The organism is Maribacter sp., from assembly GCF_049667165.1.
Taxonomy (GTDB): domain Bacteria; phylum Bacteroidota; class Bacteroidia; order Flavobacteriales; family Flavobacteriaceae; genus Maribacter_A.
The window spans coordinates 1-18,722 of sequence record NZ_JBATHS010000001.1; the positions used below are offsets into that span (position 1 = coordinate 1).

The following is an 18,722-nucleotide window of genomic DNA, read 5'->3' on the forward strand; positions in this document are numbered from 1 at the left end:
GGGTTAGGCCGGATAATGATTTGGTGCGGATCTTCAAACGATTCGCAGACCGCGTACATTTTTTACACCTAAGAAGTACGCAGCGCGATGCCCAAGGGAACTTTTATGAGGCCAATCATTTGGAAGGGGATGTGGACATGTTCAGTATCGTAAAAGAAGTACTGATCGAACAACGAAGAAGAGCAGAAGCTAGAAGGACAGATACTGCCATACCCATGCGTCCGGATCATGGGCATCAAATGCTCGATGACCTTGCAAAGAAGACCAATCCGGGGTACTCGGGTATCGGACGACTGCGGGGTTTGGCCGAGCTCAGGGGTCTGGAGTTAGGAATTGTTAAATCAATGGGTTAACAAGACATAACGGATTTTTATCAGGAATTCGAACACATTCTTCATTCTGATTTCTGATAGTAGGCATTTCCTTTTTAGCAAAGCAGGATACATTTATCATTAGCATCTAAAATGCGCCTTTTTGAATCCAGTTAAGAATTGGGTTATCCTTACTTAAATAGCTAATATATTAATGTTGATAAACGCGATATGATAGGTAGTCTACTCATGCCACCAAAAAATTCAGCCCTTCATTGTGGATTTAAATCTTGCCAATATTATGTTTTTAAGGATTTTTATTTGTTATAATATCTAAATATTCGAATAAAGCGATGTATTCATTTAGATAACCACCTTAATTCAATTTTCATTAAGTTTACGTAAAGCGTTTTCTATTCATGATTTTCAGAAAGTATATACTATTCATTATCGCTTTATTCGTTATTTTCTTCATTAGCTCTTGTGGAGATGAAGATTCAAATGGTACAATTCGTATTGGTTTTTCTCAGGCTATGTCCAACGATAATTGGAGGCGTTCCATGAATAACGCGATGCGGCTGCAAGCCTCTTTGAATCCCAAAATTGATTTAACTATTAAGGACGCCAATTATGAGGTAGCAAGGCAAATTGAACAGATTGAAAACTTTCTCGCCGATAGCCTCGATGTGTTAATCGTGTCACCAATTCAATCAAAACCTATCACTCCTGTCGTTCAAAAGGCTCTAAATGTTGGAATTCCTGTGCTGGTAGTCGATAGAAAAACCGAAGGCCAAAATTACACCGCTTATTTGGGAGCAGATAATATTGAAGTAGGAAGAAATGCGGCAAAGGAAATTATTGCATCCGATACTAACGACTCTATACGAATTATTGAAATAAGAGGTTTGGCCGGATCTTCGCCTGCTGAGGAAAGAGGTATGGGCTTTCAACAAATAATCAATCAGTTTAATAAAGCACGAATTGTGGCAACCATTGAAGGTGACTGGGAAAAGGAGTCTATTCAAGATCAATTGGAATTATTACTAAAAAAAGGCATTAAAGTAAATTATATTTTCGCACATAACGATAGAATGGCAATCGGAGCATGGGAAGTCGCACACGATTTGGGATTGGAGAAAGAAATCGATTTTATTGGCGTAGACGGCCTTCCTGGGCCCAATGAAGGAATACAAGCAGTAAAGGATGGTGTTCTAAAGGCGACCGTTCTCTATCCTACGGGTGGCGATGAAGCTATTAAATTGGCCCTGAAAATATTAGAAAAAGAATCAGTTTCAAAGAATAATATCCTATCGACCACTATTATCAACGAGGTGAATGCGGATATTATGAACAATCAATTTGAAAAAATAAATGAACAGCAGGCCGAAATTGAAGATCAATTGACCGCTATAAAAGAACAGGAGGCACTCTATTCTTCACAAAACAACCTCCTAAAAATTACGATAGCCCTTTTGTGCATTATTTTGAGTCTTGCCATTTATAGTATCTACTCTATTTTTGCGATTCGAAAGAAAAATAGGCAACTTGAGCTTACCAATAAGAAGATCACGATTCAACGAAACCAAATTGAGAAAATCGCCGAGGAGGTAAAAGTGAGCAATGAGGCCAAACTGAATTTTTTTACTGGACTGTCTCACGAATTCAAGACCCCTATCACTTTGATTTTAAGTTCTATCGAATCGATTAGTGAAGTGGTAAGGGAAAAGGGTTCTACAATGATGAACGAAGTGGAGTTGATATATAACAACTCTAATCGACTTCTTAGATTAATCAATCAATTACTTGATTTTAGAAAAATAGAAGATCGAAAATTCAATCTTAAGGCATCAAAAACTAATTTATTTGCCTTCTCAGAAAATATTTTTAAAGATTTTGAACGTGAGGCCAAGAAAAGGAATATTAACTTTAAACTAAGCTCTAACAATGAGACACTCGATGTTTTTATTGATAGGAATTTGATGGACAAGGTATATTTCAATCTTCTTTCCAATGCTTTTAAGTTTACTCCTGATAATGGAAAGGTTGCAATATGGATCGAGGATGTCGAGGGCAGAAATATTGTAAATATCCATTTTAAGGATTCAGGTATTGGGATTCCCCCGAACGAAATAGATCAAGTATTCCAAGCATTTTTCAAAGGATCTAACAACAGGAAGAACAGCTCGGGTATAGGTTTACATTTAAGTAAGGAGTTTGTTGAAATGCATAAAGGGAATCTGCAAATAAAATCTGTTCATGGTTCAGAGTTTATAATAACACTTTATAAAGGGCAGGCACATTTTGATGAAGCCGAAATCATAACGGAACAAGATTTGGTCGATACGAAAATTATCGATTTCACATCGGAACATTTGGTTGATGATAACTATCTGATACAGGCTCCCAATAAGGATAAGGAGAAATATTCGATTTTGATAATTGAGGACAATAGGGATCTTTCCATATTTCTTAGGAACAAATTACAATTAGAGTATGAGATTCATTTATCCGATGGCACTGATGCCCTTGAAAAGGCTTTCGAAGCTATCCCAGATATAATCCTATGCGATATTAACCTTCCAGATAAAGACGGATTTGAAATCTGTGAAATCTTAAAAAAAGATTTGCGGACTTCGCACATACCCACTATAATATTGACTGCCTTGGGGAATAAAGAATCCTATTTAAAAGGATTACTATCAGGGGCCGACCTCTATTTGACCAAACCTTTCAGCTATTCGATATTGGTCCAGTCCATTAAGTCTTTGCTCTATAATCGGGAGAAACTTCGATATTATTATACCAGCAATATCCATAAAATTGAGGATTCAGGCTCCTTTGGAAATATAGAACAAAAGTTTTTCAACCAACTGAATTCTCTAATCAAGGACAATTTAGGCAATTCTGACTTTTCGGTAGAAAACCTTGCCGAGAACCTCCATATTTCGAGAGTTCAATTGTACCGAAAAGTAAAGGCCATAATGGGTATTAGCGTTAGTGATTATATTGGCAACATTCGCTTGGAAAAAGCGAAAACAATGCTTGAAAGCACATCATTAAGTATTTCTGAGATTGCCTACGAAACCGGTTTTTCATCTCCAAATTACTTCTCTACAGTATTTAAAAATAGCTATGGTACATCCCCTGGGTCTTTTAGAAAATCAATTTAAGAAGTGAATCCTGAACTTTCTTGAATTAAGATATAATGAGGTGTATCAATTTCAAACTTTGGGTAACCTCATTATAATTCAACAAAATCACTAAGTGTTAAATATATTTAATAATAAATTGATAATCAGAGTAATACTGACTCATAAACAATTCTTAACAAAATCATAACAGATTGCAACATCAGTAAAATTGCACCTAATATTTTATGGATATTTTAGTAGTGATACTAGAAAATTACGATTATGAGAAAAATATGGATGTGGTCTATTACTGCTGCACTCGCAGGATTTCTTTTTGGTTTTGACACCGTGGTGATTTCCGGGGCAGACAAAAAGCTTCAGGCATTATGGGATTCATCAGATGTATTTCATGGCGTCGTGGTAATTGGTATGGCCTTATGGGGCACTGTGGTTGGTGCATTATTAGGGAGTATACCAACAAATAGAATCGGACGGAAAAAAACTTTGATTTGGATTGGAGTACTTTATACAATATCTGCCATAGGTTCGGCTTTTGCCAATGACCCAATAACCTTTGCGGTGTTTCGATTTATCGGAGGCCTCGGTGTAGGTGCATCTACTATTGCCGCACCTGCTTATATCTCTGAAATCGCACCTGCTAAGGATAGAGGTAAGTTGGTTGGGTTATACCAATTCAATATTGTTTTCGGAATATTGATTGCCTTTTTCTCTAACTACTTATTAAATGGTATAGGTGAAAATGCTTGGCGTTGGATGGTGGGTGTAGAGGCAATCCCCGCTGCACTATATACTCTATTTGCATTTACCCTACCTAAAAGTCCAAGATGGCTGCTTACCAAATTCAGAAATAGTGAGGCTAAAACTGTTCTCCAGTTAATCAATCCGGATCTGGATTCTGAAAAATTGATGATGGAGATTAAGGATGAAATGGAAAATACCATACCTCATGAGAATATTTTTATTAAAAAATACCGTTTCCCCTTAATACTGGCATTTTGCATCGCATTTTTTAACCAATTATCGGGCATAAATGCATTCTTATATTATGCACCTAGAATATTGACTGAGGCCGGTCTTGCCGAAAGCTCAGCACTTCTAAGCAGTATTGGTATTGGGGTAACCAATATGCTTTTTACCCTTTTGGGAATATACCTGATAGATAGAGTGGGGAGAAAGCAATTAATGTACTTAGGTTCAATTGGATATATAGTGTCATTGTCTTTGGTGGCTTGTGCCTTTTTCCTGAATTGGACTGGTGTGGCCATGCCGATATTTTTATTCCTATTCATTGCGGCACATGCGATTGGTCAGGGTACCGTAATATGGGTGTTCATATCTGAAATATTCCCTAACCATTTAAGGGGTTCTGGCCAATCGTTCGGTAGTTCCGTACATTGGATTTTGGCCGCAGTAGTTCCGTCATTAATACCTGTATTATTTGCCACCATTGGCCCAGGAATCGTATTCGCTTTCTTCGCCTTTATGATGGTATTGCAACTACTTTTCGTCGCTTTTGTAATGCCAGAGACCAAGGGAATATCTTTAGAAGAATTGAGTAAAATTTTAATAAAACAAAAACCATCCAATGGAAAATAAATACAGTCATAAAATGAATAATCACGGTTTAATGTACGCTTTGTTATTTTCTATATTCTGTATGGTAAGTTCATGCAAAAGCGACCCAAAGAAGGAAACCAAGGTAACGGCGGATGAAATGGAAGTAGTATCCACCGACAATGAAAAAATGTACCGTCCAAACTTTCATTTTTCGCCAAAAAAAGGATGGATGAATGACCCAAATGGCATGTTCTATTACAATGGATATTATCATCTTTATTTCCAACATTATCCTGATAGTACCATATGGGGACCTATGCATTGGGGTCATGCCATCAGTACAGATATGATTAGTTGGAAAGAACAGCCAATTGCCTTATACCCCGACGAATTGGGTTTGATATTTTCAGGAAGTGCTGTGGTCGATGTAGAAAACACCTCTGGTTTTTCTGCCGAAAGTAAGACTCCCGTAATCGCAATGTTTACCCATCACGATATGGAAGCCGATAAGGCGGGTGAAATTATTGACGAAACACAATCCATTGCCTATTCTTTGGACGAGGGCCTTACATTTACCAAATTCGAGGGAAATCCGGTAATTAAGAATCCCAATATACCCGATTTCAGAGATCCCAAAGTCAACTGGGACGAGGAACGCAAGCAATGGTTAATGGTTCTTGCGGCGGGACAAGAAATTATGTTCTATGCCTCCAAAGATTTGAAAAACTGGAAGCTACTTTCCACGTTTGGTGAAGGCATTGGTAACCATAACGGTGTTTGGGAATGTCCTGACTTTTTCCCATTGCCGGTTCAAGGAACGGATAAAACCAAATGGGTGCTTTTCGTCAGTATTAACCCTGGCGGGCCAAATAGCGGTTCTGCAACCCAATATTTTGTAGGTGATTTTGATGGTAAGACATTTAGTATCGATACTAATTTTCAAAAAGAGCAAGCCAAAGAACATAGTTTTTGGGTGGATCATGGACGCGATAACTATGCGGGCGTAACATGGTCCAATGTTACAACAGCCCAAGGGGGTAAACTTTTTATAGGATGGATGTCCAATTGGCTATATGCCAACCAAGTCCCTACCGAAAATTGGCGAAGTGCGAACACAATAGCACGGGAATTAGGTTTGATAAATGGTATTAAGACGTATAGATTGATATCCAATCCTGTAAAAGAATTAAACGATTATCGGGCAAAAAAGGTAGCCGATACAACTATTTCTGTTGAAGGAGAAACCGTTTTGACCACGAACGAAACCATCAACCTTTCTAAAACCGAAATTAATTTTGAAATTGCTGATGTGACTGAAGGAAAGTACACTTTCATTTTGTCCAATAGTGAAGGTGATGAATTAAAATTCGGCTATGACGCAACCGAAAAACAATTTTTCGTAGACCGGAACAAATCGGGCAAAACCGATTTCTCTGAGAAGTTTACAGATAGAATTTCAATGGCACCAAGAACAGCGGGCTCTACGCATTTGACTGGAAAAATACTGCTTGATAAGACCTCTATTGAATTGTTCTATGATAATGGGCAAACGGTCATGACGGAAATTTTCTTTCCCAATGCACCTTTTGAAGTCTTATCAATATTGTCCGATCAAGAAAAATTTATAATCAACAATCTCGAAATACATGAATTAAATTTTAACTAAAACTCAATGATTATGAAATTAAAACTTTTATTATTACTGCTAATTTTTGTTCCTATTGGCCTAGCGGCACAAGGGCAAATAAGAGGTACGGTGACATCTGCAGATGACAGTATGCCACTGCCAGGGGCTTCTGTCATTGTAAAGGGAACGACCAAAGGAAGTACAACTGATTTTGATGGTAACTATGCCATTGATGATGTTGCGTCAGATGCAACCTTAGTATTCAGTTATATTGGATTTTCAACGGTCGAAGTGCCCGTAAACGGACAATCTACTATCAATATCGCAATGCAAGAAGATGCAAGCCAGCTCGACGAAGTGGTTTTGACAGGATATGCCACAGAACGAAAAGCCGATTTAACAGGGGCAATTACAGTTGTTGAACTTGGGCCCGTAGAGGGACAAAGTTTGAGCTCGGGTAATGCCATGCAGGCCCTGCAGGGTAGGGTTCCTGGTCTTTTCGTAGAAAAATCGGGTGATCCCACAGGTACAAGTAGCCGTATTCTTATTCGTGGTGCGACTACCTTAGGGAATAATGACCCACTTTATGTCATTGATGGGGTGCCTACAGTGCGTCAAGAAGTATTCTCAAGTTTAAATCCAAGTGCAATTGAATCGGTTCAAGTGTTAAAAGATGCCTCAGCCTCTTCCATTTATGGGGCACGTGCCGGTAACGGTGTTATTATAGTAACTACTAAGAATAGTGCAAAAGCCACTGGTGGCGAAAAATTGAGTATTTCAATTAACTCCAACGTCTCTATATTATCAGAAAAGAAGCAACGGTATGATATGTTGAATGCCCAACAGCGAGGTGAAGTACTTTGGCAAGCTTCAGTTAATGATGGGGCAGACCCTAATGGAGGTTATGGTGAGATCTATAATTTCGACTGGAATGGTGACTTCAATAACCCGGTATTAAATAGTGTTAGTATTCAACCATTTGTCGGTGGAGATTCAAATTTTCCTGCAGGGGATACCGATTGGCAAGACGAAACATATGAAACAGGCTATGTCTTCAACAATGATATAAGCGTTTCTGGAGGAACTGAAAAGTCTTTTCATCTATTGAACATTGGATATTTAAAGAACACTGGGGTCTTGAAATACACCAATTATGACAGGTATACTGCAAAATTGAATTCTAATTTCAACTTTTTCAAAAATAAGCTTCGTGTTGGGATGAATACACAATTCTCAACTTCTGATGAGACACTTGCAACACCTGATGTTGGTAGTGCTCCAACACCAGGTTTGGCCATTACGCTTGCTCCTACTATTCCACTTTTTGGTATTGATGGCCAATATGGTGGTCCAATTGGTGCGGGATATTCGGATCGTAATAACCCGGTGTTGATGCAATATTTGAACCGCTGGGACAATACTGAACGTACTTCTATTTTCGGCAATGTTTATGCTGAGGTCGATATTTTGGATAATCTGACTTTTAGAACAAGTGTTGGACTGGATTTCAATGACTTCAAAAGAAAAGATATTGAGACAACTGTGGACAATGGTCTTGTAACTCGAGGAAATAACAGATTGATATTAGATACTAACAAGTTTTCCAGTTTGGTCTTTACCAACACTTTGAACTACAATCTAGACTTAGATGATCATCGTTTTGGATTGCTCATTGGTACTGAATCGGTAAAGAATGATTTTGATGCTGTATTTGCTTCAGCGGATGGATTTGCCGTTGAAACTGAAAGCTATTTTGTGTTAGGTGCTGCAACAGGAGCCAGAACTTCTAACGGAACTTCTAGCGGTAGTAGATTGTTATCACAATTCGGAAAACTCAATTATGCTTATGGCAACAAATATTTGGCTTCGGTAACAATCCGTAGGGATGGTTCATCAAGATTCGGTCCTGATAATCGATATGGTATCTTCCCGGCATTTACTTTAGGTTGGAGATTAAGTGAAGAAGCGTTTTTGAAAGATATTGAAGTCATCAGTAATTTAAAATTGAGGGCTGGTTATGGTGAAGTAGGAAACCAGAATATTGGTGATTTGGCTCGTTTCGGAATTTTCGAATCTAGATATGGTCCAAACGAAGTTCAATTTAGTCCCGGTTTCTTTGAAATCTATTATAATGTTGGAACGGCTTACGATCTGAATGGTAATAATGGTGGAACACTTCCTTCAGGTTTTGTGTCTACACAAGCGGCCAATCCAGCTTTGAAATGGGAGACCACAAAAGAAATTAATATAGGTGTTGATTTTGGACTATTCAAAAACGCCGTTACAGGTTCTTTCGATTACTTCACAAGGGATACCGATGATATATTGATAACTCCGCCTATCGCTTCTGTTATCGGCGAGGGACAGCAACGTGTATTGAACGGAGCTTCTACGGAAACTACAGGTTGGGAATTATCATTGGATTATGTAAAAACATTTGATAGTGGTCTTACTTTTGGGGTTTCAACAAATTTTGGTGCCTTTAAGGATAAGATTACGTTCTTACCAGAAGAAGTGAGGGCAGCCTACCCAGGAACAGCGGAGAATTCTATCGTTGGCCAATCACAGTTTTCCATCTTCGGGTATAAGACTGACGGTCTTTTTCAAAGTCAAGCGGATGTAGATAGTTCTCCGAGTCAAGTGGGGGCCAGACCAGGAGGTTTGAAATTCCAAGATTTAAACGGCGATGGTACTATCGACGGGGATGACAGAGATTTTATTGGCAATACCTTGCCTGATTTAGAATATGGAGTTCGAATAGACCTAGGTTATAAGAATTTCGACTTTTCAGTATTTGGTTCAGGGGTAGCAGGAAGAATAGGGCAAGACCCATACATTTTCTGGAATAACTTTGTACAAGGACGTGAAAATGCCGGTCTTGGGGTTTTGAATGCTTGGACACCCACTAATACTAGTTCTGACATTCCAGCGCTATCCTTAGCATTGAACGATCAGAGAACTTCAGATTATCTGTTCAGGAACAACTCGTATTTCAAAATAAGGAATCTGCAAATCGGTTATTCCTTACCACAGGATATGATCAGTGAATGGGGTGGCATGACCAAGTTAAGAATTTACTTTCAAGGTGAAAACCTATTTTGGTTTACTCCGAAAGACTACATCGGCTCTGATCCCGAGCGTACGGACGTAAATAGAATTCCAGTACCAACAGTACTTTCTTTGGGGCTTAATGTAAACTTTTAATAAAAAATTGATAATCATGAAACAAAATAAATTCATAATAATAGCAGTATTGGTTTCATTTCTATTTACATCTTGTTCGGATGACTTTTTAGAGTATGAACCAGAAGGCGTGTTGTCAAACGAGAACGTGGCAACAGATGAAAATGCTGAGGCCTTGGTAGTTGCTGCATATGCGGGAATTGCCAATGATGATATGATAGGGCCGCTTACACAAATGTGGGTATACGGTAGTGTTCGTTCCGATGACGCCTATAAAGGAGGTGGTGGTCGTAGTGATGTAGATATCGTTGATAAGTATGAGCAATATAACCTCACCGAAGCTGATAATGGTACCGATTGGATGGGACCTCGAACCTGGACAAATTACTATAAGGCGATTTCTAGGGCAAATTTTGCATTATCAGTCATCAACGAGATTCCTGATGGTGATTACGCCGACAAGACTTTACGTCAAGCGGAGCTTCGTTTTTTAAGGGCACACTCACACTTTGTTTTAAAGCTTTTGTTTAAGAAAGTTCCTTATATAACAGAAGAACTGACACAAGAAGAAGCAGCAATGGTTTCAAATGACATATCAAATGATGATCTTTGGAATACAATAGCTGAAGATTTTCTTTTTGCATATAACAACCTTCCCCAATCTCAAGATCAGGTGGGAAGAGCGGATAGAAATGCCGCAGCGGCATATTTGGCTAAACTTCGCTTGTATCAAGCTTATGAGCAGAACGAAACCAATCAGGTCACCAATATTAATACGTCTCGTTTGGAAGAGGTCATTAGTTTTGCCGATGAGGTAACCGGTAGCCTTGAACCGGACTATGGAAATAATTTCTTAGACGGGTTTGACAATGGTCCTGAGTCTATATGGGCCGCTCAGTTTTCCATAAATGATGGTACTATTGTAAGCCGTGTTAGTTTTGTAACTGGTTTGAATTCACCGCATGGTACAGGATTATACGGCTGCTGCGGATTCCATTTGGCGAGTCATAATATGGTCAATGCTTTTAAGACAGATGCCAGCGGACTTCCACTATTGGATACTTTTAATGATGAAGACATTTTTAATACTGTTGAAGATGACGGTACATCCATTCCTGCTGCAGGTCTTACCGTAGATCCCAGGATTGATCATACAGTTGGACTTCCAGGAAGACCATTCAAATACAGAAATACTGTCAATGAAACAGGTGATATGGTGTACAATTTCAGCTGGGCGAGAGATCCAGGAGTATATGGGTATTTTGGAAATATGAAGGAACAGCAGGCCCCTGATTGTTCGTGTTACGTAAAGGAAGGCCCATTTGTAGGAACTTCCAAAAATGTCGATTTTATTCGATATGCCGACGTTTTATTGTTTAAAGCTGAGGCGTTGATTCAGTTAGACCGGTGGGATGAGGCATTACCTATTATCAACCAATTAAGGACACGGGCAGCTGCGAGTACTGCTAGGCCTTTGGCTGCAGGTGCAACTGACATTTATAATATTGGCACCTATGATGCTTTTCCCACAAAGGAATTTGCCCTTAAAGCATTGAAGTTCGAGAGAAGGTTAGAGTTCGGTATGGAAGGCCCTCGATTCTTTGATCTAGTGCGTTGGGGTGAAGCGGCCGATGTACTAAATGCGTATCTAGCAATTGAAAAAACTAAAAAAGATTTCTTGGCAAATGCGCAATTTACGACTGGTAGGGATGAGTATTATCCGATACCACAACGCGAAATAGATTTTACAGGAGGACTTTACGTACAAAATCCCGGGTACTAGGTTCTTTTGTTAGAAGAGTGATTCATTAAGTTGAGTTAGTTTGAGTTAGTTTTTTTAGAAACCCGGGTGTAAAAGCCCGGGTTTACATTTAGTAATTAAGTAAGCGCATTAATACATGTTGTGTAATTGAGAAAAATATAATCAAGTTTATTAAGTATTAAAGTAGAACGAAGTGCTGGCTATGAGCTAATTGGAACAATTTTTATTCAGATAATTTAAATGATTTTATGAAAAATACACTTTTACTGTCATTTATGGTCTGTGGAATATATCTATCTGCACAGGACACTCTACAACGCCTTACTTTTGACATAGACAAAAAATACCTCAATCTTCCTATTCAAATGTTAGAAGATAGAAACCAAATGACCTTTACCTCGGGTGATGAATTGGTCAGGTATTTCGATATCCGCATCAGCAATGGTGAACCGGACTATTGGGTATTTGCCGATGTATCTGCATTTAAAGGCAAAAAGATAATAGTTAAATATCCGAAGTCCGTCTCAGGTCTTTCTAAAATATACCAATCTGATATCTGGGCCGGTCAAGATAGTGTTTACCGGGAAACCAATCGTCCTCAAATTCATTTTTCCAGCCGAAGAGGTTGGAATAACGACCCAAATGGTTTGGTGTATTACGATAGTGAATACCACCTATTTTACCAACATAATCCTTACGAAACCCATTGGGGCAATATGCATTGGGGACATGCCGTAAGTAAGGACTTATTGCACTGGGAAGAGTTGGGTGAAGTTTTATATCCAGATGAACTCGGAGCGATGTTTTCCGGAACTGCGGCCATTGATCATAAGAATACGGCGGGCTTTCAAACAGGAGATAAACCTGCTTTGGTGGCCGCTTACACTGCTCATAAAGATCTAGGTGAAGAGAAAGGTGCATTGGAAACTCAGTGTATTGCCTATAGTAACGACGGCGGGCGAACTTTCACAAAATACGAAGATAATCCAGTCATCGATAGTAAGGCTAAATGGAATAGTTCTAATACCCGTGACCCGAAGATTTTCTGGTATGAACCCACCCAAAAATGGATAATGGTACTTTTTGAAAAGGATGGACATTCATTTTACAATTCTGATGATTTTAAAGAATGGACGTACCAAAGCCATATCGTTGGTTTTTGGGAATGCCCTGAATTATTTGAGTTACCGATTGATGGGGATAAGAACAACACAAAATGGGTAATATATGGGGCCTCAGGCACCTATATGGTAGGCGATTTTGATGGTACAAAGTTCACGCCAACTTCTGGCAAACATCAATATGTACACGGTCAATTGTATGCTGCACAGACATACAACAATATTCCTGCGGCTGATGGAAGGCGCATTCAATTGGGCTGGGGACAAGATATGTGGCACAAAGGAATGCCGTTCAGTCAACTCATGCTTTTTCCTACTGAGCTCACTCTAAGGACTACGATAAATGGTGTTAGATTATTTAACGAGCCAATTAAGGAAATTGAACAATTACATAAAAAAAGCTATTCCTGGAAAAATCTAACAACCCAAGGCGCAAATGAAAACCTTAAAATTAATGATGGAGATATTTTTCACATCAAGATGAAAGTAACCATCAATGATGGCACAAGGTTTAATTTTCTTTATCATGGGAATAGCATTGCAGAATATGATATGAATTTCAATACCCTAAATGACGCTTTTTATGAAAATGTAGATGCAGGAAGCCGTAGTATTGGACTGGAGATATTAATAGATCGGACATCGGTTGAGATATTCGCCGATGGTGGTGCCTTTACAGTAGTAAGCTCTCTTAAAGAAGCAAAAACTAACAGCGGATTGGCGTTTTTAGATAATAAGAATATCAAGATCCATTCTTTAGAAGTCCATCAGCTGAAGTCCATATGGGAAAACGCCGAATAAAGATCAACCATTAGTGAAAAATGGTCTAAAAAAATACAATTTTGCGGATACAATTAAACAAGGGTTCAGGCCTGCTTTTTTAATTTTTGAAATTGTTATTAATCCATATAAAATGAAGAAAAACTTAAAAGTAGTTAGTTTTGGCGAAGTTTTAATTGACAATTTTCCTACACAATCAAAAATTGGGGGTGCACCCTTGAATGTTTCAGGTAGATTGCAAGCTTTTGGAGTTGACGTTTCACTTATTAGTAGTGTTGGCGATGATTCGCAAGGCAAGAAGATCAAGGGTTATCTCAAAAATATCGGGTTAGACTTATCGGGAATTCAAGTAAATAAAAATTATCCAACTGGGGAAGTGAATGTGATTTTGAACGATAAGGGTGTCGCCTCTTATGATATTTCCTATCCCGTAGCTTGGGATAAAATTCAATTAGCAAAACCAGATATAGAAAGGGTACAAAAATCGGATGTTTTTTTGTTCGGAAGTTTGGTCTGTCGAGACAAAGTATCCCAAAACACCTTGAAGGAACTTTTAAAACATGCCACTTATAAGGTTTTCGATGCTAATCTAAGAGCACCCCACTATACCAAAGAATTGCTTCTGGAACTCATGGCAGAAGCTGACTTCATAAAATTCAATGACGATGAATTATATGAGGTTAAAACGTATTTAGGATGCAAATACCATTCTATGGAACAAATAATTGTATTTATCGCTAAAGCTACAAATACCAAAACCGTATGCGTTACCAAAGGGGCTTTTGGGGCCGTGCTATTTAAAGATGAGAAGTTTTATTATAATAGTGGATTTCGAATTAAAGTATTGGATACTGTTGGATCTGGAGACTCGTTTTTAGCATCCATAATTTATAAATTGTTCAATGATGATGGACCACAAGAGGCCATTAATTTTGGATGTGCTGTTGGGGCAATGGTAGCTTGTAGTGAAGGGGCAAATCCTATTCTATCGAAACAGAAAATAGCCAAGTTTATGAATCCTTAAAATCTTAAAACTTGATAATTCATAAATAGATTGGCTAATTCCCGATTTCGATAAAAAATTGGACATTCTTTGACCAATTTCGGAAAGTGGCTCTATCATTTCTGAAAAAGACAAGATATTACCTACTTTTAAGGAATATATCGAAGAATAGTAGTTAAAACCCTAACGTGCTTTATGCTTAATATATTGGTTACTGGCGGCAATGGACAATTGGCAAGATGCATCAAGGATGCTTCCTCAAAATACCCCAATGCCCTGACATTCAGTTTTAGATCATCCTCTGAACTCAATATCGCGGATATTGCAGCTGTGCATAAGGAATTTGAAATGGGCGGTTACCACTATTGTATAAATACGGCGGCATACACCAATGTTGATGGCGCTGAGCAGGATACCGAACTTGCGCATATGATTAACCACCGGGGAGCTAAGAACCTCGCCATTGCTTGTGATACCTACAACACCGTGTTGATACATATCTCTACGGATTTTGTTTTCGATGGTACTCAAAACGTTCCGTATACTGAAATGGACCCTACGAATGCCTTGGGAACCTATGGCAGTTCAAAATTGATGGGCGAACAGGCCATTGCATCAATTTGCAAGAAGTATTTCATCATTCGCACGTCATGGTTGTATTCCGAATATGGTTCCAATTTTTTGAAATCAATGTTACAATATGGCCGGGAAAGGGAGGAACTATCCGTGGTATTCGATCAGATAGGTACCCCCACCTACGCCATGGATTTGGCCGAGGTCCTGTTATTGTTCATACAGGATAAAGTAGCGGATTATGGGGTATACCATTATAGTAATGAAGGGGTCGCAAGCTGGTATGATTTTGCAAAGGCTATTTTCGACATAAATGGGATATCGGTGCAACTAAACCCGATACGGAGTGATGCTTATCCACGACCTGCAAAAAGGCCAAGCTATAGTGTGCTCGATAAAACCAAAATAAAAAAAACGCTGCAAATTGATATTCCCTATTGGCAGGATAGTTTGATAAAAGCATCCAAAGCACTTAAGTAATACGTGTCAACACGTTGAATCCCTGTGGTTTGGGGCAACAGAAAGTCCGTTGCACTTCAAAACCGTTTTAACAAAATATAATAGCAACAAGTTCAAACATTGCTTCCCGACAACCTCTATATGTATTATTTACTGTAATTTTAAAGCCTGAAAGTTTAGACAAAACAGCCAAAATTGTATTTCTGGGCAGTTCATCGGACGTATTTTCAGTTATGGATGAATGCATATGCCATTTCAGTCAAGGGAAACTGTTCGAACAAGGAAATCTAGGATGTCCTTGTTTTTTAGCTCGATATTTCAAATGAACAAATTGAACAACCACAAATGTCCATCGGGCTTTTGAGGCTCAAAAAGGCCTAAAGTGAACTTGTGAAGAAAGCCATCCTTTTTATGATTGTCAGTACCTTCTCATTCACCATGATGAATGCGGTTGTAAAGTACTTGGCCCATTTTCCGACTTTTGAGGTTGTTTTTTTTCGATCACTGGGTTCTTTGGTCCTGGCCACTTCCTATATTTTGGTTAAGGGAATCAATATATTGGGAAATCGGAAAGGATTATTGGTGTTACGGTCTTTTTTGGGGTTGACCGCCATGAGTCTATTCTTTATGTCGTTAAAATATTTACCTGTGGGTACCGCCGTATCCCTTAGATATTTGTCCCCTATATTTGCCACTTTATTTGCCGTGGTTTTGTTGGGTGAAAAGCTACGTCCCCTGCAATGGCCCCTCTTCTTTATTGCATTCTCAGGAGTCATTGTCATTAAGGGATTTGATGGTTCTATCGATAATACAGGACTTATACTGATATTGATAGCCTCGGTTTTCAGCGGCTTGGTCTATGTCGCCATTCGAAGGATCGGCCAAAGCGATCATCCGATCATCATCGTGAATTATTTCATGTTCGTGGGTACCGTTGTCGGTGGTCTTTTGAGTATTTTCAATTGGAAAACGCCCATAGGAAATGAATGGTGGCTATTTCTGAGTCTGGGTATTTTTGGATTTTTCGGGCAGGTTTTTATGACAAAGGCATTTCAAATAGCCAAAACCAATGTAATTGCCCCTTTAAAATATATCGAGGTGATTTTTACCGTGACTGTAGGTATATTTTGGTTTGGCGATGTGTATAGCCTTTGGAGCGTTCTGGGAATCCTTATGATTGTCGGTGCCCTTGTGGCCAATGTTTGGGCAAGTAAGAAATGAGCGATTTTAGGGATACATGGCATTTCGTATTGAATGGACCCCAGTTATATGCATCCAAAGAGCAGCATTGATCACTTTTGGACATTTCCACGATAGGCGTAAAACAAACACAGCTTGTTAACCCGAGACCTATCCTTACCTTTTCATTGGTTTGTTCGTATCGATTTAAGCGTCTTAGGTATATTTTTTAAGTGATATTTTAAAATGGTTTTACCGTTAGTCTGTATCGGCCGCTAGTAGCCTTTTCCCTGTAGGTCTCCAATTGTCGCAAGGCTGTTCCTCCCACACCGGATACCTTGTGGTCGATATTCAAAACGGTAAAGGGGACCTCCTTCAATTGATAGGTGTAAACCGCCCTTGAAAGGTTATCCGTGTCATATTTATGAAGACTGAAATTCACAGCCTGATCTCCTGAGATCAGCAGCCCTTTTCCTTGGGCATTCATAATCCGAACCCATCGCACATCGGTACGATTGCCATAATCCTGGGGTAGGATATAGGGTTCGTACATCGCATCGGCATCCGAATTGTAAACACCGAATTTCGCTGCGGTCTTTCTATCCGGATAGGTTTCGAATGGTCCGCGACCATACCATGTAACCTGATTGAACGCTTTTGGCAATTGAAACTGTAGCCCTTCTTTGGGAAGCATTTCGGGCATGGCCCCATGCGGTGTTACCTCTTGGTCCAATTCCAAGGTGCCGTCAGGATGGATTGTCCATATCTCATCCCGTTCAAAAGCCGAATAATCAGCCTCTGGATACATGATCAATTTGGGGTCCAAGGATGAAGTTGACCAAACTTTGACGTTCACTTTAACCCCTTTCGTACTGTTGGTAAAGTTAACTTCATCAACGCTGGTCTTCAGGTCACGAAGTCCCAAAGTTCGCAACTCATTGTCAATGGAGCGACCATAACCCGGCGTTATCTTGTTGCTGTAAAATTTATAAGAACCCCAAGGATCTACATCATTGGCCAATGGGGCACGCCATACCATGAAATCCGGGCCTCCTTCCAAATATTCCGTTCCCTTATAGCGCAAGGAGGTCCATTTACCGTCATTCTTATTAAAAACATAGGTGAAGCCATCTCCTGAAATTTCGAGTTCCGCTGGGCGCTCCTCAACGTTCAATGCTTTCTTTTCAAGGGCAATCGTTTGGGGAACTGTTCCCTTTTCCAGTATAAATTGTTCCCAAGCGACCTCATGACCTTCCGTGGCCCAGCGCTCTTTTTCTTTTAATGAAAATCCAATGGTAAGAATGAGCTCCCCGGTAGTACTTTTGGTTTTAAAAGGAATGGTTGCCTCTTTCGATTTTTGTGCTGGTAAATCCATTGAAAGGGTACCTTTTTCCAATTCCTTTCCATCTTCCATAAGCGACCAATGCCCATTCAACAAATTCAAATCTTTGAAATGATGGTAATTGCTGATTTTGATAAGGCCTTTTTCTGCATCGATCAGTTCGAAGCCTATGGGTTGTCCTGATTTTTTAATCTGGTGAATTTCTGGTTGTATCGTACGATCGGGCCATATGACCCCGTAGGTTCGTCCTCCCAAACCTATGGCATAAAAATCCTCACCTAGGGAATCATTTTCAAAATCAAGCGCCAACACGGCGTCGTTTACTTGGGTTTTCAATTCGGAAATAGAAACCGCGTGGTCAAAAATACGGACATCATCCAGCACCATACTTGACATACGTCCGCTATGCTCCCCTTGGTCTTGATTTTCGGCCTCCCTGCCCAAACACAATGGGAATGGTATTATCTTCATATTTCCGGTGAATTCCGTTTCGCCCACAACCTTATCATCTACATATAACGTCAATTTTTGTCCGTTATACACACCAGCTACATGGTGCCATGTATCATAGAAGTCCACACCGACCTTGGTCTTGGCTGAAAATCTTTTGTGATCGGCCTTGGCATTGACATAAAACTCCAAAGTGTCCGGATCTTGCATTTGAATGCCATAC

At 39.3% G+C, this 18,722-nt stretch carries 11 protein-coding genes; 10 read left to right on the plus strand and 1 reads right to left on the minus strand.

Translation table 11 applies throughout. The features are described 5' to 3' along the window. The 10 genes from WBM98_RS00005 to WBM98_RS00050 all read left to right on the plus strand — a co-directional run. The coding region (locus WBM98_RS00005; RefSeq protein WP_424363951.1) for a mannonate dehydratase at positions 1 to 353 on the plus strand (353 nt) is incomplete at its 5' end. Between the two features lie 377 nt (positions 354 to 730). After that, the gene (locus WBM98_RS00010; RefSeq protein WP_424363952.1) at positions 731 to 3,481 is read left to right on the plus strand and encodes a substrate-binding domain-containing protein; all 2,751 of its coding nucleotides are present in this window, start codon (positions 731 to 733) and stop codon (positions 3,479 to 3,481) included. A gap of 243 nt (positions 3,482 to 3,724) precedes the next feature. Then, positions 3,725 to 5,059 carry a sugar porter family MFS transporter gene (locus WBM98_RS00015; RefSeq protein WP_424363953.1) on the plus strand — a complete coding sequence of 445 codons (1,335 nt, stop codon included), beginning with the start codon at positions 3,725 to 3,727 and terminating at the stop codon, positions 5,057 to 5,059. Next, a complete protein-coding gene (locus tag WBM98_RS00020) occupies positions 5,049 to 6,686 on the plus strand; it encodes a glycoside hydrolase family 32 protein (protein ID WP_424363954.1) in 1,638 nt (545 codons plus the stop codon). Before WBM98_RS00015 ends, WBM98_RS00020 begins: the two co-directional genes overlap by 11 nt. A gap of 12 nt (positions 6,687 to 6,698) precedes the next feature. Next, the gene (locus WBM98_RS00025) at positions 6,699 to 9,851 is read left to right on the plus strand and encodes a SusC/RagA family TonB-linked outer membrane protein (RefSeq protein ID WP_424363955.1); all 3,153 of its coding nucleotides are present in this window, start codon (positions 6,699 to 6,701) and stop codon (positions 9,849 to 9,851) included. A 16-nt stretch (positions 9,852 to 9,867) separates the two neighbouring features. Next, entirely contained in the window at positions 9,868 to 11,613 is a 1,746-nt protein-coding gene (locus WBM98_RS00030) for a RagB/SusD family nutrient uptake outer membrane protein (protein ID WP_424363956.1), read from the plus strand. A 227-nt stretch (positions 11,614 to 11,840) separates the two neighbouring features. Continuing rightward, the gene (locus tag WBM98_RS00035; protein WP_424363958.1) at positions 11,841 to 13,514 is read left to right on the plus strand and encodes a GH32 C-terminal domain-containing protein; all 1,674 of its coding nucleotides are present in this window, start codon (positions 11,841 to 11,843) and stop codon (positions 13,512 to 13,514) included. Positions 13,515 to 13,626: 112 nt separating this feature from the next. Further along, on the plus strand, positions 13,627 to 14,517 hold the full coding sequence (locus tag WBM98_RS00040) for a carbohydrate kinase family protein (protein WP_424363959.1): 891 nt from the start codon (positions 13,627 to 13,629) through the stop codon (positions 14,515 to 14,517). Positions 14,518 to 14,691: 174 nt separating this feature from the next. Continuing rightward, complete coding sequence (gene rfbD / locus WBM98_RS00045) at positions 14,692 to 15,549, plus strand: dTDP-4-dehydrorhamnose reductase (RefSeq protein WP_424363960.1); 858 nt, start codon at positions 14,692 to 14,694, stop codon at positions 15,547 to 15,549. 369 nt (positions 15,550 to 15,918) lie between these two features. After that, complete coding sequence (locus WBM98_RS00050) at positions 15,919 to 16,749, plus strand: DMT family transporter (protein ID WP_424363961.1); 831 nt, start codon at positions 15,919 to 15,921, stop codon at positions 16,747 to 16,749. A gap of 199 nt (positions 16,750 to 16,948) precedes the next feature. Here WBM98_RS00050 and WBM98_RS00055 read toward each other — a convergent pair. Further along, positions 16,949 to 18,722, minus strand: a 1,774-nt coding sequence (locus tag WBM98_RS00055) for a beta-galactosidase domain 4-containing protein (RefSeq protein WP_424363962.1), incomplete at its 5' end; no start/stop codon positions are given.